Raw genomic sequence first — 16,163 nt, 5'->3', positions numbered from 1 at the left:
GCTCAAGATACCGATCACCTTATCCACTGGCAAAGCATGGGTAAAGCCAAAGTCACAGCTTTTTGCCATCATGGATAGCTTACAGAACACGTTCGTCGGACATTGATGTTGCGGCCACACGCCCGAGACTTTTGCATAACAGGTATATGAGCAGGCTTTTAAGTGCTCGCCATTCCGCCCAAGAGCTGAAACGGCTGCAACCTGATTGTAAACGAAGCCCCGATGGATACCCTGAACTCACGCCTCTCGCGAGTGGGGGGATAAATGGGGGGACAAAACAAAAATCTAAAAATAAATCATTATAAATCATTAGCTTAATAAATATAAAAATCCGGCCACAAGCCGGCTTTTTAATGTCTGCTGAACACACAATACACCGTCGCGCGCCGTGCTGGCGACGAGCGAAGTTGTCCAGCAGGCCGCTGCTCAAATGATAGGGAATGTGTTGATATGTCGCCAATAACGACATGAAGGTAAAACGTGTCGCCAAAAATGCCAGATAGCGACATGAACCGGTAAATGAGCAGGCGGCCAGTACGGCATTGAATCAGCACCTTGCTGACCCAATGCCAATGTCACCTCACCTGGGCTGCAAACACTCCACCGCCCTATCCGCCACCATCTTCGCCATCTCCACCAAATGCATCACCGCTCTCTGCGGCGCAGCCACTGACTCGCCGATCACCTGTGACGTAGCCAACGCACAATGCAACAGCTCAGCCACCTGCACCCAGGCATCCTCGAAGCTCAGTTCTTCATTGACCTTGAATGGGTTGGTTGCGCCTGACGACGGCAAATCTGAAACAACGTTATCCATAGCAAAACTCCAATCGATAATTTGAAGCTGCCATTTACGCGACTAAACGAAAGGTGGCAGCTGTACGCAGGTTAGTCGACCGGTCGATTGGAACCCGGCGCACCCGAAGGTGCCCTGCGCACAGCCACCATAAGATGCAGGCGATGGGGTGCCTGACTCATGAGTTGCTTATGCGCCAATCGAATCCGGGCGACTAAACCCGATCACTGAATTAGCAGTGACGGTCAGCAGCCTAGTCACCCAATTCCACTGGCGCAAGCGGTTGGGATTCTCTCGGAAACGTCCTGCAAAGGAAAGGGATCGGACCTGCTGGCTACTCAAAATCAGGCAATTCACTCCTGTTCTGCACAGCAACCCGGAGGCCTGAAATCGGGCGCCAACCATTGTCCACTTTAAGTTGACAGTAAGACTCCTCCCACCCGATTTATCCCTCATCACCCACCCATTAATCTGTGCCCATGTTGAACGCAACGCCCAACCAACCTAAACAAAAAAAGGATTCAACCATGAGCGCTCCCACCTACAACCGCTTGAACAAAGACGACGCCATTGTTCTGCTGGTCGACCACCAGACCGGCCTGATCTCCCTGGTGCAGGACTTCTCCCCCAACGAGTTCAAGAACAACGTGCTGGCCCTGGCTGACCTGGCCAAGTTCTTCAACTTGCCGACTATCCTCACCACCAGTTTTGAGCAAGGCCCTAACGGCCCGCTGGTGCCGGAGCTGAAGGAGATGTTCCCGGACGCGCCGTATATCGCTCGCCCTGGTCAGATCAATGCCTGGGACAACGAGGATTTCGTCAAGGCAATCAAGGCCACCGGGCGTAAGCAGATCATCATTGCCGGTGTGGTGACGGATGTGTGTGTGGCGTTCCCGACCTTGTCGGCGCTGGCAGAAGGCTTTGAGGTGTTTGTGGTGACGGATGCGTCGGGCACGTTCAACACCACGGTGCAGCAGGCGGCGTGGAGCCGGATGACGCAGGCCGGTGCGCAGTTGATGAACTGGTTCTCGGTGGCGTGTGAGTTGCACCGCGACTGGCGCAACGACATCGAAGGGCTGGGAAATCTGTTGTCCCAGCGGATTCCTAACTATCGCAATTTGATGAACAGCTACTCGGCCCTGTCTGCTCGCCAGAGCTAAGACTGCCATGCTCCGTATTGAGCCTGCCTGAAAGGCAGGCTTTTTTATGGGTGTAGATTGAGAGGCGTGCGGGTGACGCGGAGCGTCACTGGATGCGTTACCACGCGGAGCGTGGGAACGATCAACTTCCTTAATCCAGGATCAAGTGCGGCAGAAACCGGCTCGAGTCCTTGGTGATCAAGCTATTGTCCTCGCGCACGCCGATGCCTGCGGCCTGGTCGCCAATTACCCAAGAGCCGATCAGCGTGTAGCTGTCACCAAATTTTGGTAGCGGTGCGAACTCTTGAAGGATGAACGGTGCGTCCGTGTAGGGGCCGTCTTCTTTTACGGTCAGGCCTTCGGCGGTTTGCAGTTCGATGTTGGCGCCTTCCCGGGAGAAGAACGGTTTGCGCACCCAGCCCTTGGGCACGGCTTTGCCTGGGTCGGTGTCCAGGTGGGACGCGAGCAGGTTGGGGTGGCCTTTGTTGAATTCCCACAGCAGCGGCAGGATGCCTTTGTTGGAAATAATGGATTTCCACGCGGGCTCAAAGAACTGTGTGTCGCTCTGGGCAATCGCGGTACCAAAGGGTTCGTGGAAGATGAACTCCCAGGCGTGCAGTTTGAACAGGTGGGGGATCCAGCGATCTTCAAGGTCGACGAAGCGGCCCTCGCTGGTCAGGCCGATGTCTTCGATGTCGATGTGGCGCGATTCGATGCCGACCTTTTCGGCGACCAGGCGCAGGTAGTCGGTGGTACCTTTGTCTTCGACCGAGTCTTTCATCGAGGCGAAGTAGAAGGGCTGGTTGACCTGCAGTTGCGCGAAGGCCTGGTGCAGTTTGGTGTCGATGCTATTGAACTGGTCGGCGTGCTTGGGCAGCAGGCCGCGTTCGATGCATTGCTCCAGCCAGCCCCACTGAAATGCCGCGGCTTCGTAGAGGCTGGTGGGGGTGTCGTAGTTGAGTTCCAGCAACTTGGCGGGCCCGCTGCCGTTGTAGGAGAAGTCCATGCGCCCGTACAGGTGCGGGTGGCCTTCAAGCCAAGAGGTGCGGATCATGTCGTAGAAGGGCGCGGGGATGCTCAGGCGTTCAAGCAGCTCTTCGCTGTGGACCACGCGGGCGACGAGGTCCATGCACATGTCATGGAGCTCGGTGGTCGGGTCTTCGAGGTCGCGCTCGATTTGCTTGAGCGTGAACTGGTAGTACGCGCTTTCGTCCCAGTAGGGTTCGTCGTCGATGGTATGGAACAGGAAGCCGAGACTCTCGGCGGTGTGTTTCCAGTCATGACGCTCTGCGCATTGGATCTTCTTCATGGCCGGTTTCCTTAGCTGCTCGACCCGCCGCCCCAGCCGCTGCGTGCGCTGGCTTTGCTGCCGAAGCCGCCCCGGGAGGTGGCCGATGAAACCGAGCTCGACTTAGGGGAAGAGCGCAGCGTGTTGGTGTAATTGCTGCTGCCGTACCGGGCCTGGTTGGAACGGCCAAAGGTCGCGCCATTGGACACGCGTTGGTTGAGCGTCGAGTTACCGTAGTTGCCGCGATCATCGCGATAGCGGTACACCGGTTCCGAGCGGTAGCTGTTGCGGTTGTTGCTCAGCATGTTGCCGATCAGCAGTCCGGTCAGCAGGCTGCTGGTAGAGAAGCCTGAGCCGCCGCCGCTGGCCTGAGCGTTGGCCGCTTGCGCATTGGCCGCGTCGACCTGGGATTGGGTCACCTGGCCTTCGGCGGTCAGTTCGAAGCCGCCCAAGCGTGGGATGAACTTGCCGGTGGAGTCTTGCTGGCACCAGTCGGCGACAAAGTCGGCGTCGCAGTCGGCCTGGCTGTCGTACACCGGCGCTATGCGGCGATGCTCGGCCATGGCGGTCATGTAGGCGTCCGAGCAGACGTCTACCGGAAGCTTTTCATCGGCGCATTGCTGTACCGATTGGAAGTTGTACTTCTTTTGCAGGTCGTAGGTTTTTTCCGTTGGGCCGCAGCCGGATATCGCCATGGCGACCGACGCTGCCAGCGAAAGCTGGACGTACTTGCTTCGTTTCATCGGGAGCTCCGTGGACAATCAGTTCGAGGTGGGCGTCATGCACGCGGCATTCAGCATGCCGACGCTGATGGCCACCGCGGCCACGTAGATACCGGCCGCCAGTTCGCCCTTCTTGATGCGCTCGGACGTGCCTTTGAGCACCAGGCTGGTCAGCAGGAACGCCAGCAACTGGACGACGGCGGCGATCACGGCCCAGACGATGAAGTCGAGAACGTTGATCGAGTAGGCAATCACGTTGCTGGCCGGAATGGCGAAACCGACGATGGCACCGCCCAGGGCGACCGCTGCGGAGGTGTTGCCCGCACGGATCAGTTCGAACTCCTTGTGCGGGGTGATGCGGGTGTAGATGAACTGGAACAGCGCGAACAGTACCGCAGCCCCCAGGATGTAGAGGACAAAGCCGAGCACGGCGGCTTTGTTGAGGGAGATGGAGAGTGCTTCTAGCATGGACGGCTTCCTTTTTTAGAGCGTAGTCAGGTCGGTGGTGTACAGCGAAATGCCCAGGGATGTGCTCAGGCTGATGGTGCCTTCGGCATCTTCTTCGACGGAGAACAGCAGGAACTCTCGACGGTCGGTCAGGCCGGTGTCGCGGGCGTATAGCATCGAACGGTGCTCGACGTTGTAGGTGGCCTCTGGGCTGGTGACCTGTTCGCTCATCGCCACCAATTCGGTCTGGCCGTCCTCACTGCCCCACTCGCGGAAAAACTCGACACCGTCGTGGGTGTAGGTCGGCAGACCGATCAGGCTCTGTGGGCCCGCCAGCCTGCGCAGTTCCGCTTCGCTGCTGATGGTGACGTAACTGAGGTAGTTGAACAGAATCACCGACTCGACCTGGCCTGCGATCTGGCCGGTGGTGTGCACCTGCAGCCAATAATCTTCGTCGTTCATGTAATAGCGCGACAGCCAGGTGGACTGGCCAAGATCGATGGTGCCATTGCTCCAGATTTCCTGGGAGCCGGGGATCACCACGTTGGTTTTTTCGTCGAGCAGCAATTTCAGGGTGGTGTCGAACATCACCCCTTTGCCCGGTGCCAGGCCAAGCGGGCCGGTGGCTGGCAGGCTTGGGCTGACGGCCCGGTTCGAGTCGGTAGTGGTTTTTGGGGCCTCAAGCCCCATCAACTGTTTAAGCCATCCCATGGGAGATTTCCTTAAGTCGAGTGGAAGCGATGTAGAAGAGTTCGCCGCCTTTGACCTGTGTGGCACTGGGCGGGTTGATCGACGCCTGCTGAACACCTTGGGCGCGATAGCCGATGAGGGTGGCGTTGTGGCGCTCCTTCATCTGCGTGTACAGCTCGCCGAAGGTTGCCTCAAAGGCATCGGGCAATTTCATCAGGTATTGGGTGGCACCCTGCCCCACGCACAGCAATTCATTGATGACCACCGACGAGCCCGGATCCTGAGAGGCGCGCACCAGCATTTCGATTGCCATGCTGGACGTGCACTCCAGGCGCGGCGCGTAGGAGCTGGCGAGTGCGGCGATTTCACTTTCGTTGAAGTGGGCGACCACATGCCCGACGGGGCTCAGTTGGTTCACCGCCAGCACGGTGGCCAGGGTCAGGTCATCAGACGGGGTTCGCACCAGCACGCGCTCGGCACCGGGCACACCGGCACGCAGCAACAGCGCGGTGGAAGACAAGCTTTCGCCGCGGATGAACGCTGCTTTGCCCGGCATCGGGTTTTCTTCAAGGCTGCAATCGCAGATCACGATCAGGTTGTCGTTGGAGGTTTCGTCTTGCAGCAACAACTCAATCACCCGCTCGCTGGACGCGCCCTCCCAGCCGATCAGCACGGTATGGCCGACCTTGCCGGTGAAATCACCTTTGCCCTTCATGCCTTTTCTCCATGCATCGATAACACTGCTGGTGGTTTTGCCGATGGCTGCCGTGAGCAGCGCAATGCCGCCGAGCATGACCCAGGCCGCCACAAAAATTCGCCCCGCCGAGGTCTGCGGTGCGAGGTCGCCATAGCCGACGGTGAGTGTGGTAGTGAGATAGAAGTAGATAAACGTGGCGGGAGCGGTGAGGTGTTGTTCGCCCAGCAACACCAGGCCCAGATAAGCCGTGCTCAGGTGGACACCCAAGGCAACGATCAGGCCTGCCCAACCGAAGCGGTGAAAGAGCGACGAGGCGTACATGCGTAACAAAAGGAAAATCGACATTTAGCCCCTGGCTCCCTGGGTACTTGAATCCTGACGACAGCATCGCCTCGGCTTCTGGATGCTCAAGTGCGTTCACCCGGCATTAAACCCGCTGCGCGGCCTGGATAGAAGTACCTTGGCTGCAATAAATCCAGCGAGCGCACCAAACAGATGTCCTTCGAAGGAAACGCCCTGCCGGGGAAGGAAGCCCACGATCAGGCCGCCATATAGCAAAGCCACCACAGCGGCTGTTAGCAGGTTGCCCCAGCTTCTGTGGAACCAGGCGCGAGAGAGTAGGTAGGCCCATAGCCCGAACACCCAACCGCTGGCGCCGACGTGTACGCCTGAAAAACCAAACAGCCAGACCAGCGAGCCGCCCAGCAGAATAACGATGGAACTGACGGCAATGAACCGGTTGACCCCTTCGATCATGACCAGGGAGCCCAAAACCAAAAAGGCAATCAGGTTGGCGCTCAGGTGGGCGAAGGAGGCGTGCAAAAACGGTGAGGTGAGGATGCCGAACAGGCCTTGCACCGTTCTGGGGATTAGCCCGAACGACATGAGGCTGTAACCGGTGGCCACATTGAGCAGTTGCAGCGCGACCATGAAGAAGGCCAGGCCTGCGATTGTCTTGAAACCGTTCAAGGCGTTCACCCTGACCTCAACATACAAAAGAAGAGCACTGCCACTGTGGCAGTGCTTAAATGTGCGAATTTGTTACTCAGCCGACTTTTGCTTCAAGCGCTCCAGAATCGCATTGGCACTGCCTTCGTTCGGCGTGATGCCGGCATCGCGCAGTTTGCGTTCCAGGTCTGTCCCCGTCGACGCTTCAGCCAGTTCATCCTGGGCTTGCAGCTCAGCGGCACGTTGCTGCTGTTTGGCCTGCAAGCGATTGAGCGTACCGACGGCAGTTTCCAGCTTGCCGTTGGCACCGCCGCTGGCAATGGAGGCGCTAACCTGAGCCTTTTGCACGCTGTCGCGAGCCTTGGCCATGTCCACTTGCTGGCGCAGGCTTTTGATGCGGCTCTCGGCCTTGGTGATGTCTTTGCGCATGCTCTCAGCATACCCACCGAACTCGGTGGTCTGCTTTTGCTCCACATCCCGCTCGTTGGTCAGGGTCGAAATGGCTTCGGCCACTTCCAGGGCGAGGTCTTCACGGTTGGCCTGGATAGCGGCCATCGCCTTGGATTCCAGGTCTTTGATCTTGGCGTCGTACTCGCCAACACGATCAGCCGCCAGTTTGTGCTTGGCCATGATGCTCACCAGCTCACGCTTGGCGTTGGCCAAGGCGTTGTCTGCATCGCGAATTTCCTGGTCAAGGATGCGCAGGGCCTGTTGGTCGACGATCGATTCGCCGACTTCGCTGGCACCGCCACGCAACGCGGTGAACAATTTGCTCCAGATGGACTGAGTCATTGGATTTTCCCGAATAATTAAATGAAGAAACGTTCGAAGGCTTCGCTGGCGCGCTGCACGTTATCAACCAGGGTTTTCACCTCGGTCACGATGTTGGTCAGGCTGGAGTCGGAGCTGAGCGCACCGAACATGTTGTAGACCACCTGCCCGTTCGGCATGGACTCGATACCGATGGACGACAACGGGAACATCTCCCGGCTGCGCAGCACGGCGTCGTTGAAGGCCGGCACGTCGTTGATGGACTCAGCGTCAACCAGGACGGTATCCACGATGATTTGCTCGCCCACCACCGCGATGTAAATCGGCAAGCCACCAAAGTCGTTCATCTCAAGCTTGATGCTGGACTCGGAGCCTTGGACGAGAGAAAGCGTAATGTCATTGGACGTCACGTCATCCAGGGCCTGAAGAGCACTGAAGAGGCGATCGATATTCCAGTTGGTACCTGCGCTCATGAAATTCTCCGACATGAATGAGCCAGCCAGGATCGGTTGGCGTAGCTGTTTCTCCATTTGCTTGAGCAGGCTTCGGTTTTCGGGAAGCACCCAAGTCTCGTGTTTCACATAACCGGCCGCCGCCAGGCCCGCACGCATCTGCTTCATGTAAAAGCTCGACGGCTTTTTTGCGGACGGCTTCAAGCGCTCTCCCTTGAGGCTTGCTGAATCGGTATCGAGCCCAGTTGATGGGCTCGATGGAGAGCTGCTGTTCATGGTACTGACCTCGCTGTGAAAAACTCACGCGTGAGAAAATCTACAGGCAATCCGCAAGGTACTCAATAGCTCACGCGTGAGATTTTTCCTTACATTTTTCAGCCACCGAAAAGACCCAGCCTACCCCGCCAACTCTCGCTCGATTTGCTCGTCTGCCGGGAAGTTTGTCCAAAAGCGCGACTTGATGGCACCAAGACAATTGTGCAGCAGCCTGTTGCACAATTTTCCGAACCCGACCACGCCTTAGCAAAAGCACGCCTGTACTTGAAATCGCGCGGCGAAGAACCCTGATGTCAGGGAAGGCAGGCTAGCCAGCCCACAGTACCGTCACAAGCGTTCATGAGCACTTCAGGAAGGGTCCTGCGCACCTCACAGAAAGGTCCTGCTGGCCCTTGACTCTCCCCTATACGGCAACCCCTACCCTGAATGCCCTTTTCAGGACCTATCACCATGAGTCAGCGCATCCTGGTCATCCTCAGCCACCCGTCCGCCGATAGTCTTTGTTCCGCTCTCGCGCACACTTATATCCACGCCGCTAAAACGGCCGGCCACGAAGTCCGCGTCCTGCGCCTGGGTGATCTCAGCTTCGACCCCACCCTTAATCATGGTTATACCCAGGCTCAGACGCTGGAGCCCGACTTGCTCAGTGCCCAAGCCGACATCCTTTGGGCCGAGCACCTGGCGTGGGTTTTCCCTGTTTGGTGGGGCGGGGTCCCGGCTCTGATGAAGGGCTTTATCGACCGCGTTTTCCTCCCCGGCTTTGCCTTCAAATACCGCGCAGGCAAGGCATTCCCAGACAAGCTGTTAAAGGGCCGAACCGCGCACTTGTTAGTGACCCTCGACACGCCGCCGTGGTATTACCGCTGGGTTTATCGCATGCCGGCCATCCACCAGATGCGTCGTACCACACTGGCGCTTTGTGGCATCACGACGAGCAAGACGCTGCTGTTGGGGCCGGTGCTGGGCTCTACGCTGACGCAGCGGGCCAAGTGGCTGAAACAGGCCAGCGCACTATTTGAAAAAGGGAGTTTTCATGTACATCGGCAAAGCCGCGCAGTTGTCCGGCACGACCATCAAGGCAATTCGTCACTATGAGGCGATCGGGCTGATGCCAGCGCCTGCGCGTCAGGGCGGTTATCGCGTTTATACCGAGCAGAGTGTCGAGCGGCTGATGTTTATAAAGTGCGCGCAACAGCTGGGGTTCAAGCTCAAGGAATTGCAGGAGATTTTGCTGGGGTACGAGGGTGATGCGCTTCCTTGGGACCGGGCTGAACAAGCCATCGCCGACAAGAAGCGCACGCTGGCCGCGCAAATCGCCGTATTGCAACAGATGCAGGCTGGGCTGATTGAGTTCGAAACCCAACTCAAAGGCGCTCAAGGGGACTGCTCGTCACTCAGTAGCGTCGCCATTTGAAGTAGCCCTTGCGTATGAATTAGTGCCGCCTTTTGCAAGCCCATTGCTCGGAGCCTTCTAGACGATGAGCCGAATACCCAGCACAATCGGCTCACAAAATGAGCCGAATAGACCCTCTATTCGGCTCACGCACCCAGGCACTCATCCATGGATCATCCGAACTGGATCTGGCAACACACCGACTGGCCTCACTTTCACTGGCAGCCTGGGCGGCTGGCGGCCTTGCTGCGCGAGTGTGGGCAGGCCCAAGGCAAGCTACTGGGCATGCTGGGTTCTGTCACCCAGGCAGTCAGCGCGCAGAATGAATTGGATACCCTGCTGCAAAATATCCTGACCTCTTCGGCCATCGAGGGTGAGCAGTTGAACGTTGGTTCGGTGCGCTCCTCCCTGGCACGACGAATGGGTTTGGAAGCCACGAAGGACGGCCAGGTCAGCCGCCGCAGTGAAGGGCTGGCCGATCTGATGATGGATGCCACCGAGCAATTTGCGCAGCCGTTCACCCTCGCGCGCCTGATGAATTGGCACCATTTGTTGTTCCCAGAGCCTGAGGCAGGCTTTGCCACACGAGAACTCAGCATCGGGACGTTGAGGGGCAATGAGCCGATGCAGGTGGTGTCGGGCAGGCTTGATCGGCCAACCGTGCATTTTGAGGCGCCGCCACGTCAGGGCCTGGAGCACGCTGTGGAAGATTTCCTGGAGTGGTTCGAAACCAGTCGCAATCAACCTGAACTGGATCCATTGGTTCGTGCAGGTGTTGCGCACTTCTGGTTCATCACTTTGCATCCTTTCGATGATGGCAATGGTCGCCTGACACGCGCTATCACTGACTTGGCCTTGGCTCAGGGTGAACACCACGCCATTCGCTTTTACGCCATGTCGGCCAGCATCCTGGAGGACCGGGCCGGTTACTACACCGCCTTGGAGTCCAGTCAAAAGGCCACACTGGATATCACCGACTGGCTGGAATGGTTTCTTAAAACTCTGTTGCGCAGCCTGCAACAGGCGATGACACGGATAGACCGGGTGTTGGCCAAAAGCCGGTTCTGGCAGCAGCACCGTGACGTCTCGCTCTGCGTCGAGCAAGTCAAGGTACTCAATCGCCTGCTCGAGGGTGGTGAGCGGGGCTTCGAACAGGGCATCAGCGCCGCGCAATACCAAGCGGTGGCCAAAGTGTCCAAGGCGACTGCGACGCGGCACCTGGCAGACCTGCTGGAGAAAAACTGCCTGGTGCGCCTCCCCGGGGGTGGCCGCAGTACGCGTTATCACGTCAATCCCCCTTAAGAGTAGCCCCCCACTCATTTGCCCCAATCCCCCATGTCTGCTAGTGTCGCGCCGGTTTACCGTCTACCGGAATTGCCGCCATGGCCCGCAAAAAAGTTGCACTCGATTTCGAACAATCCCTCGCCGACCTGCAAGCCTTGGTCGAGCGTCTGGAGAACGGCGAGTTGTCGCTGGAAGACTCGTTGACGGCGTTTGAGCAAGGCATCGGCCTGACCCGCGACTGTCAGAGCGCGTTGGCGCAGGCGGAGCAGAAGGTCCAGGTGTTGCTGGAGCGTGACGGGGAGTTGGCCGAAGAACCTTTCGATGCGGAACAGCCGGAATGATCAGCGCGTATCAGGCCAGTAGCCAAGCCCGGGTGAATGCGGCGCTGGAGCCCCTGTTTGTAGCGCCAAGCCCGGAAATGACGCGCCTCTATGCAGCCATGCGCTACAGCGTGATGAATGGCGGCAAGCGTGTGCGTCCGTTGCTGGCCTATGCCGCCTGCGAAGCTCTCGGGGCGCCGGCAGCCGAGGCGAATGGTGCGGCCTGTGCGGTCGAGTTGATCCACGCCTATTCCCTGGTGCATGACGATTTGCCAGCAATGGACGATGACGATTTGCGTCGCGGCCAGCCCACCACCCATAAAGCCTTTGATGAAGCCTATGCGATCCTGGCCGGTGACGGCTTGCAAAGCCTGGCGTTCAGCGCATTGCTGGACCCGCGCTTGAGCAGCGTCAACGCCGAGATCCGCCTGCGCATGGTCACCGCCCTGGCTCACGCCGCAGGCCCGGCTGGCATGGTTGGCGGGCAAGCCATCGACATGGGCTCGGTCAGCCTCAAGCTGGATCAAAAAGCCCTGGAACACATGCATCGTCACAAGACCGGCGCGCTGATTGAAGCCGCCGTGCAGTTGGGCGCCCTGGCCAGTGGCCGCGCCGACGCCGAGCACTTGGCAGCCTTGCAAACCTACTCCCGCGCTATCGGCCTGGCCTTCCAGGTGCAGGACGATATTCTCGACGTGGAAAGTGACACCGCCACCCTGGGCAAACGCCAAGGCGCCGATATCGCACGGGACAAGCCGACTTATCCTGCATTGCTCGGGCTGCAAGCCGCCAAGGCATATGCCATCGAGCTGCGTGACCACGCCCTGGACGCCCTGCGACCTTTCGACGCGGCGGCCGAGCCACTGCGTGACCTGGCGCGGTATATCGTCGAGCGTCGCCACTGACAGCCGCGGCCATTTGCGCCGCATATCGGCCAAGTTCGGCGCTCTGCGTGGGCAGTTTGCACGGCTTGAGGTAAACTGCCGCCTCTTCTATACCTATAACGATTCGCCTGATGCCCACGACGTTTCAAGAGATTCCCCGCAAACGCCCGTCTACGCCCCTGCTCGACCGTGCTGCCACGCCGGACGGCCTGCGTCGACTGGGTGAAGCCGAGCTGGAAACCCTGGCCGATGAGCTGCGCCTGGAATTGCTCTACACGGTCGGCCAGACCGGTGGGCATTTTGGCGCCGGGCTGGGCGTGATCGAGCTGACCATCGCCTTGCATTACGTGTTCGACACCCCGGACGACCGGCTGGTGTGGGACGTGGGCCATCAGGCGTATCCGCATAAAATCCTCACCGGCCGTCGCGAGCGCATGGCCAGCCTGCGCCAGAAGGACGGCCTGGCCGCCTTCCCGCGCCGTGCCGAGAGCGAGTACGACACCTTTGGCGTCGGCCACTCCAGCACCTCTATCAGTGCAGCGCTGGGCATGGCGATTGCCGCCCGCCTGCAAGGCAGTGAGCGCAAGGCGATTGCGGTGATTGGTGATGGCGCGCTGACTGCCGGCATGGCCTTCGAAGCGCTGAACCATGCGCCGGAAGTGGACGCCAACATGTTGGTGATCCTCAACGACAACGACATGTCGATTTCGCGCAACGTGGGTGGCCTGTCCAATTACCTGGCGAAGATCCTCTCCAGCCGTACCTATGCCAGCATGCGCGAAGGCAGTAAGAAAGTGCTGTCGCGTCTGCCTGGCGCGTGGGAAATTGCGCGTCGCACCGAAGAATATGCCAAGGGCATGCTGGTCCCCGGCACCCTGTTCGAAGAGCTGGGCTGGAACTACATCGGCCCTATCGACGGCCACGACCTGCCCACCCTGATCGCCACGTTGCGCAACATGCGCGACCTCAAGGGCCCGCAGTTCCTGCATATCGTCACCAAGAAAGGCAAAGGCTTCGCTCCGGCGGAAGTCGACCCGATTGGTTACCACGCGATCACCAAACTCGAACCCCTCGATGCCCCCGCCGCCGCGCCGAAAAAGGCCAGCGGGCCGAAGTATTCCGGGGTGTTTGGCGAATGGCTGTGCGACATGGCCGCCGCCGACCCGCGCCTGGTGGGTGTGACCCCGGCGATGAAGGAAGGCTCCGACTTGGTGGCGTTCAGCGAGCGTTTCCCGCTGCGTTACTTCGATGTGGCGATTGCCGAGCAACACGCCGTGACCTTCGCGGCCGGCATGGCCTGCGAAGGCGCCAAGCCGGTGGTGGCGATCTACTCCACTTTCCTGCAACGCGGTTATGACCAGCTGGTTCACGATGTAGCGGTACAGAACCTCGATGTGCTGTTCGCCATCGATCGCGCCGGCCTGGTAGGCGAAGACGGCCCGACCCATGCCGGCAGTTTCGATCTCTCGTACCTGCGCTGCATCCCCGGCATGCTGGTGATGACTCCGAGCGACGAGAACGAACTGCGCAAGATGCTCAGCACCGGCCACCTGTACAACGGCCCGGCCGCTGTGCGGTACCCGCGCGGCACCGGCCCGAACGCCGTGATCGAAAAAGACCTGGAGCCGATTGAAATCGGTAAAGGCATCGTGCGTCGCCAAGGCAGCAAAACCGCGTTCCTGGTGTTTGGTGTGCAACTGGCCGAAGCCTTGAAAGTCGCTGAGAAGATCGACGCCACCGTGGTCGACATGCGGTTCGTCAAGCCACTGGACGAAACACTGGTACGCGAAATTGCCGCCAGCCATGAGCTGCTGGTGACCGTCGAAGAAAACGCCATCATGGGCGGCGCCGGTGCGGCAGTCAGTGAGTTCCTGGCGCGGGAGAACATCCTCAAGTCGGTGCTGCACCTGGGCTTGCCGGATGTGTACGTCGAACACGCCAAGCCGGCGCAGATGCTGGCTGAATGCGGGCTGGATGAAGCGGGTATCGAGGCGTCCGTTCGCGAGCGCCTGGCGCTACTGACTCTGTAATCAGCCCCAACTGTGGGAGCTGGCTTGCCTGCGATGACGGCGGCACATTCGCTAACAATGTGTCAGATACACCGCTATCGCAGGCAAGCCAGCTCCCACAGTGGTTTTGCATGATCTTCAAATGCCATGGACAGCCCATGAAACGCCTGTGCCTTGCCCTGCTACTGCTTCCCTGCGCCGACCTGCTCGCCGACACCCGCGACCAGGCCCTGAAGCTCTCCGACGTGGTCATCAGCGCCAACCGCCAAGTCCAGGCGCGTAACGACAGCAGCGCCGCCAACACCGTCTTCACCCGCGCCGACATCGACCGCCTGCAACCCACCAGCGTCACCGACCTGCTCAACCGCGTGCCCGGTGTGCAGGTTGCGCCAACCGGTGGGCGTGGCAGTTTGCCGGGGATTTTTATTCGTGGCACCAAGTCGGCGCAGAGCCTGGTGCTGGTGGACGGCCAACGCATCGCCAACACCACCTCCGGCGACAGCGGCTTGCAATACCTCAACGTCGATCAGATTGAACGGGTGGAAGTGCTGCGCGGTTCGCGCTCGGTGATTTACGGCAGCGATGCGATTGGTGGGGTGATTCAGGTGTTCACCCGGCGTAATGCCGAGCAAGGCTTGCAGCCGCGCTTGAAACTGGGGTTTGGCAGCAACCAGACCTGGGAGCGCAGCCTGGGCCTGTCGGGCGGCGATGAACACACGCGCTTCAACCTGGGCGCGAGCCTGGATGAAACTGCCGGTATCAACGCGAGCCACGCGTCGTTCCCCAGTGACGGCGACCATGATGCCTACCGCAACCAGTCCATCAGCCTGAACCTCAGCCATTCGTTCAGTGATGAGCTGGAGGTGGGCTTCAATCTGCTGGATAACCGTGGCAAGTCGGAGTACGACAACAGTTATGGCCGCTATGACGGCGCCACCGGGCAGAGCCTCGGCCAGAAACCCTACACCGAATACACCGTGAGCAGCGCCAGCGGCTATGTCGATGCCAAGCTCAATGACAGCTGGCAGTCGCGCCTGGAGCTGGGCCACAGCGAAAACCGCGACACCAAGCGCGATGCCCTCAGCGATGATTACAGTGCATTCAACACCTACCGCGACTCGGTCAATTGGCAGAACGACCTGACCCTGGATGAGCAAAACAGCCTGATTGTCGGCGGCGACTGGTACGAAGACCGTTTCCACGGTTCCACCACCTTTACCGAGAACAGCCGCTGGAACCGGGCGGCCTTTGTGCAGCACCGTTTCAAGAGCCAGTGGTTTTCCACCGAGCTGGGCCTGCGCCGCGACCAGAACCAGCAGTTCGGCGGCCAGAACAGTTGGAGCGGCACCCTGACCGTGCCGGTCAACCCTGACAATGACCTGCTCTTGAGCTACAGCGAAGGCTTCCGGGCGCCGACCTTCAACGACCTCTATTACCCCGACACGCAGTACAGCAACCCCAACCTGCAGCCCGAGACCTCAAAGAGCTACGAGCTGCAGTGGCGCAGCCAACTGACCGACAGCACACGCCTGGAAGCCTCGCTGTATCGCACCGACCTGAGCGACGCGATCATCCTTGACGCCGGCAAGCCGCAAAACGTGGCCTCGGCGCGGATCAACGGCTTTGAAGCGGCGCTCAAGCAGGAACTGTTTGGCTGGCAGGGCAACCTGGGCCTGTCGCTTATCGACCCGCGTGACCGTGACAGCGGCCACACCCTGGCACGTCGCGCGCGGCGCACGGTGAACCTGGATCTGGACCGGCAATTTGATCAGCTCGGTCTCGGCGCGAGTTGGCAGGCGATCAGCAGCAGCTACGACGATGAAGCCAACCGCAACCGTCTGGGCGGTTATGCCTTGTTGGGGCTGCGCAGTAGTTGGGCGTTGAACCGGGAGGTGTCGTTGTCGCTGAAGGTGGATAACGTGCTGGATAAGTCTTATGCACGGGCCAAGTACAGCTACCTCGGGGAAAGCCAGAATTATCGTGAAGAAGGTCGGGTGTGGATGTTCGGGGTGACGTGGACGCCTGAGATCTGAGTAACCTGAACCGG

Annotated in this window: 17 protein-coding genes; 8 read left to right on the top strand and 9 right to left on the bottom strand. The window is 59.5% G+C overall.

Features of this window, described 5'->3' with window-relative positions; translation table 11 throughout:
- Window positions 1-580 precede the first annotated feature (580 nt).
- A complete protein-coding gene (locus tag CRN80_RS12420; protein WP_098950243.1) occupies window positions 581-817 on the bottom strand; it encodes a hypothetical protein in 237 nt (78 codons plus the stop codon).
- Between the two features lie 506 nt (window positions 818-1,323).
- On the opposite strand from CRN80_RS12420, the gene ycaC reads away from it, so the two are divergent.
- The gene (ycaC, locus tag CRN80_RS12415; protein WP_034126871.1) at window positions 1,324-1,956 is read left to right on the top strand and encodes an isochorismate family cysteine hydrolase YcaC; all 633 of its coding nucleotides are present in this window, start codon (window positions 1,324-1,326) and stop codon (window positions 1,954-1,956) included.
- Between the two features lie 130 nt (window positions 1,957-2,086).
- Here the strand turns inward: ycaC and CRN80_RS12410 are convergent, their stop codons facing one another.
- The 8 genes from CRN80_RS12410 to CRN80_RS12375 all read right to left on the bottom strand — a co-directional run bounded on the left by CRN80_RS12410 (window position 2,087) and on the right by CRN80_RS12375 (window position 8,118).
- On the bottom strand, window positions 2,087-3,244 hold the full coding sequence (locus CRN80_RS12410) for a glutathionylspermidine synthase family protein (protein WP_032895117.1): 1,158 nt from the start codon (window positions 3,242-3,244) through the stop codon (window positions 2,087-2,089).
- A gap of 11 nt (window positions 3,245-3,255) precedes the next feature.
- The gene (locus tag CRN80_RS12405) at window positions 3,256-3,966 is read right to left on the bottom strand and encodes a DUF1190 domain-containing protein (RefSeq protein ID WP_034126869.1); all 711 of its coding nucleotides are present in this window, start codon (window positions 3,964-3,966) and stop codon (window positions 3,256-3,258) included.
- 18 nt (window positions 3,967-3,984) lie between these two features.
- Window positions 3,985-4,413, bottom strand: coding sequence for a DUF350 domain-containing protein (locus tag CRN80_RS12400; RefSeq protein ID WP_003194539.1), 429 nt, complete (start codon window positions 4,411-4,413; stop codon window positions 3,985-3,987).
- Between the two features lie 15 nt (window positions 4,414-4,428).
- On the bottom strand, window positions 4,429-5,103 hold the full coding sequence (locus tag CRN80_RS12395; RefSeq protein WP_098950242.1) for a DUF2491 family protein: 675 nt from the start codon (window positions 5,101-5,103) through the stop codon (window positions 4,429-4,431).
- Complete coding sequence (locus tag CRN80_RS12390) at window positions 5,090-6,124, bottom strand: ion channel (RefSeq protein ID WP_098950241.1); 1,035 nt, start codon at window positions 6,122-6,124, stop codon at window positions 5,090-5,092. The genes CRN80_RS12395 and CRN80_RS12390 overlap by 14 nt, the downstream gene beginning before the upstream one ends.
- Window positions 6,125-6,196: 72 nt before the next feature.
- On the bottom strand, window positions 6,197-6,757 hold the full coding sequence (locus CRN80_RS12385) for a rhomboid family intramembrane serine protease (protein ID WP_098950240.1): 561 nt from the start codon (window positions 6,755-6,757) through the stop codon (window positions 6,197-6,199).
- A 63-nt stretch (window positions 6,758-6,820) separates the two neighbouring features.
- Window positions 6,821-7,519, bottom strand: a complete 699-nt coding sequence (locus tag CRN80_RS12380; protein ID WP_073523723.1) for a PspA/IM30 family protein — start codon at window positions 7,517-7,519, stop codon at window positions 6,821-6,823.
- 17 nt (window positions 7,520-7,536) lie between these two features.
- Entirely contained in the window at window positions 7,537-8,118 is a 582-nt protein-coding gene (locus CRN80_RS12375; protein WP_032895109.1) for a YjfI family protein, read from the bottom strand.
- A gap of 558 nt (window positions 8,119-8,676) precedes the next feature.
- Between CRN80_RS12375 and CRN80_RS12370 the strand changes: the two genes are divergently transcribed.
- From CRN80_RS12370 to CRN80_RS12340, 7 genes are all read left to right on the top strand, one after another.
- Window positions 8,677-9,321, top strand: coding sequence for an NAD(P)H-dependent oxidoreductase (locus CRN80_RS12370; protein ID WP_098950239.1), 645 nt, complete (start codon window positions 8,677-8,679; stop codon window positions 9,319-9,321).
- Complete coding sequence (locus CRN80_RS12365) at window positions 9,260-9,640, top strand: MerR family transcriptional regulator (RefSeq protein WP_032895107.1); 381 nt, start codon at window positions 9,260-9,262, stop codon at window positions 9,638-9,640. Before CRN80_RS12370 ends, CRN80_RS12365 begins: the two co-directional genes overlap by 62 nt.
- A 147-nt stretch (window positions 9,641-9,787) precedes the next feature.
- Window positions 9,788-10,921: a Fic family protein gene (locus CRN80_RS12360; RefSeq protein WP_098950238.1), complete on the top strand. Its 1,134-nt coding sequence runs from the start codon at window positions 9,788-9,790 to the stop codon at window positions 10,919-10,921.
- Window positions 10,922-11,001: 80 nt separating this feature from the next.
- On the top strand, window positions 11,002-11,244 hold the full coding sequence (locus CRN80_RS12355) for an exodeoxyribonuclease VII small subunit (protein WP_003194556.1): 243 nt from the start codon (window positions 11,002-11,004) through the stop codon (window positions 11,242-11,244).
- Window positions 11,241-12,128, top strand: a complete 888-nt coding sequence (gene ispA / locus CRN80_RS12350) for a (2E,6E)-farnesyl diphosphate synthase (protein ID WP_098950237.1) — start codon at window positions 11,241-11,243, stop codon at window positions 12,126-12,128. Before CRN80_RS12355 ends, ispA begins: the two co-directional genes overlap by 4 nt.
- A gap of 110 nt (window positions 12,129-12,238) precedes the next feature.
- A complete protein-coding gene (dxs, locus tag CRN80_RS12345) occupies window positions 12,239-14,137 on the top strand; it encodes a 1-deoxy-D-xylulose-5-phosphate synthase (RefSeq protein ID WP_032895104.1) in 1,899 nt (632 codons plus the stop codon).
- Between the two features lie 137 nt (window positions 14,138-14,274).
- The gene (locus CRN80_RS12340) at window positions 14,275-16,149 is read left to right on the top strand and encodes a TonB-dependent receptor domain-containing protein (RefSeq protein WP_098950236.1); all 1,875 of its coding nucleotides are present in this window, start codon (window positions 14,275-14,277) and stop codon (window positions 16,147-16,149) included.
- The last annotated feature ends 14 nt before the right edge of the window (window positions 16,150-16,163 follow it).

This window comes from Pseudomonas sp. FDAARGOS_380 (assembly GCF_002591235.1).
In the GTDB taxonomy this organism is placed as follows: domain Bacteria; phylum Pseudomonadota; class Gammaproteobacteria; order Pseudomonadales; family Pseudomonadaceae; genus Aquipseudomonas; species Aquipseudomonas salmasensis.
This window is presented reverse-complemented; position numbering and strand designations above follow the sequence as displayed.

Excerpts from the sequence above, each read along its gene's own strand:
- CRN80_RS12420 (WP_098950243.1), bottom strand. The coding sequence starts at position 817 with ATGGATAACGTTGTTTCAGATTTGCCGTCGTCAGGCGCAACCAACCCA.
- CRN80_RS12395 (WP_098950242.1), bottom strand. The coding sequence starts at position 5,103 with ATGGGATGGCTTAAACAGTTGATGGGGCTTGAGGCCCCAAAAACCACT.
- CRN80_RS12360 (WP_098950238.1), top strand. The coding sequence starts at position 9,788 with ATGGATCATCCGAACTGGATCTGGCAACACACCGACTGGCCTCACTTT.
- CRN80_RS12400 (WP_003194539.1), bottom strand. The coding sequence starts at position 4,413 with ATGCTAGAAGCACTCTCCATCTCCCTCAACAAAGCCGCCGTGCTCGGC.
- CRN80_RS12355 (WP_003194556.1), top strand. The coding sequence starts at position 11,002 with ATGGCCCGCAAAAAAGTTGCACTCGATTTCGAACAATCCCTCGCCGAC.
- CRN80_RS12390 (WP_098950241.1), bottom strand. The coding sequence starts at position 6,124 with ATGTCGATTTTCCTTTTGTTACGCATGTACGCCTCGTCGCTCTTTCAC.
- CRN80_RS12410 (WP_032895117.1), bottom strand. The coding sequence starts at position 3,244 with ATGAAGAAGATCCAATGCGCAGAGCGTCATGACTGGAAACACACCGCC.
- CRN80_RS12375 (WP_032895109.1), bottom strand. The coding sequence starts at position 8,118 with ATGAAGCAGATGCGTGCGGGCCTGGCGGCGGCCGGTTATGTGAAACAC.
- CRN80_RS12340 (WP_098950236.1), top strand. The coding sequence starts at position 14,275 with ATGAAACGCCTGTGCCTTGCCCTGCTACTGCTTCCCTGCGCCGACCTG.
- dxs (WP_032895104.1), top strand. The coding sequence starts at position 12,239 with ATGCCCACGACGTTTCAAGAGATTCCCCGCAAACGCCCGTCTACGCCC.
- CRN80_RS12405 (WP_034126869.1), bottom strand. The coding sequence starts at position 3,966 with ATGAAACGAAGCAAGTACGTCCAGCTTTCGCTGGCAGCGTCGGTCGCC.
- CRN80_RS12380 (WP_073523723.1), bottom strand. The coding sequence starts at position 7,519 with ATGACTCAGTCCATCTGGAGCAAATTGTTCACCGCGTTGCGTGGCGGT.
- ispA (WP_098950237.1), top strand. The coding sequence starts at position 11,241 with ATGATCAGCGCGTATCAGGCCAGTAGCCAAGCCCGGGTGAATGCGGCG.
- ycaC (WP_034126871.1), top strand. The coding sequence starts at position 1,324 with ATGAGCGCTCCCACCTACAACCGCTTGAACAAAGACGACGCCATTGTT.
- CRN80_RS12365 (WP_032895107.1), top strand. The coding sequence starts at position 9,260 with ATGTACATCGGCAAAGCCGCGCAGTTGTCCGGCACGACCATCAAGGCA.
- CRN80_RS12370 (WP_098950239.1), top strand. The coding sequence starts at position 8,677 with ATGAGTCAGCGCATCCTGGTCATCCTCAGCCACCCGTCCGCCGATAGT.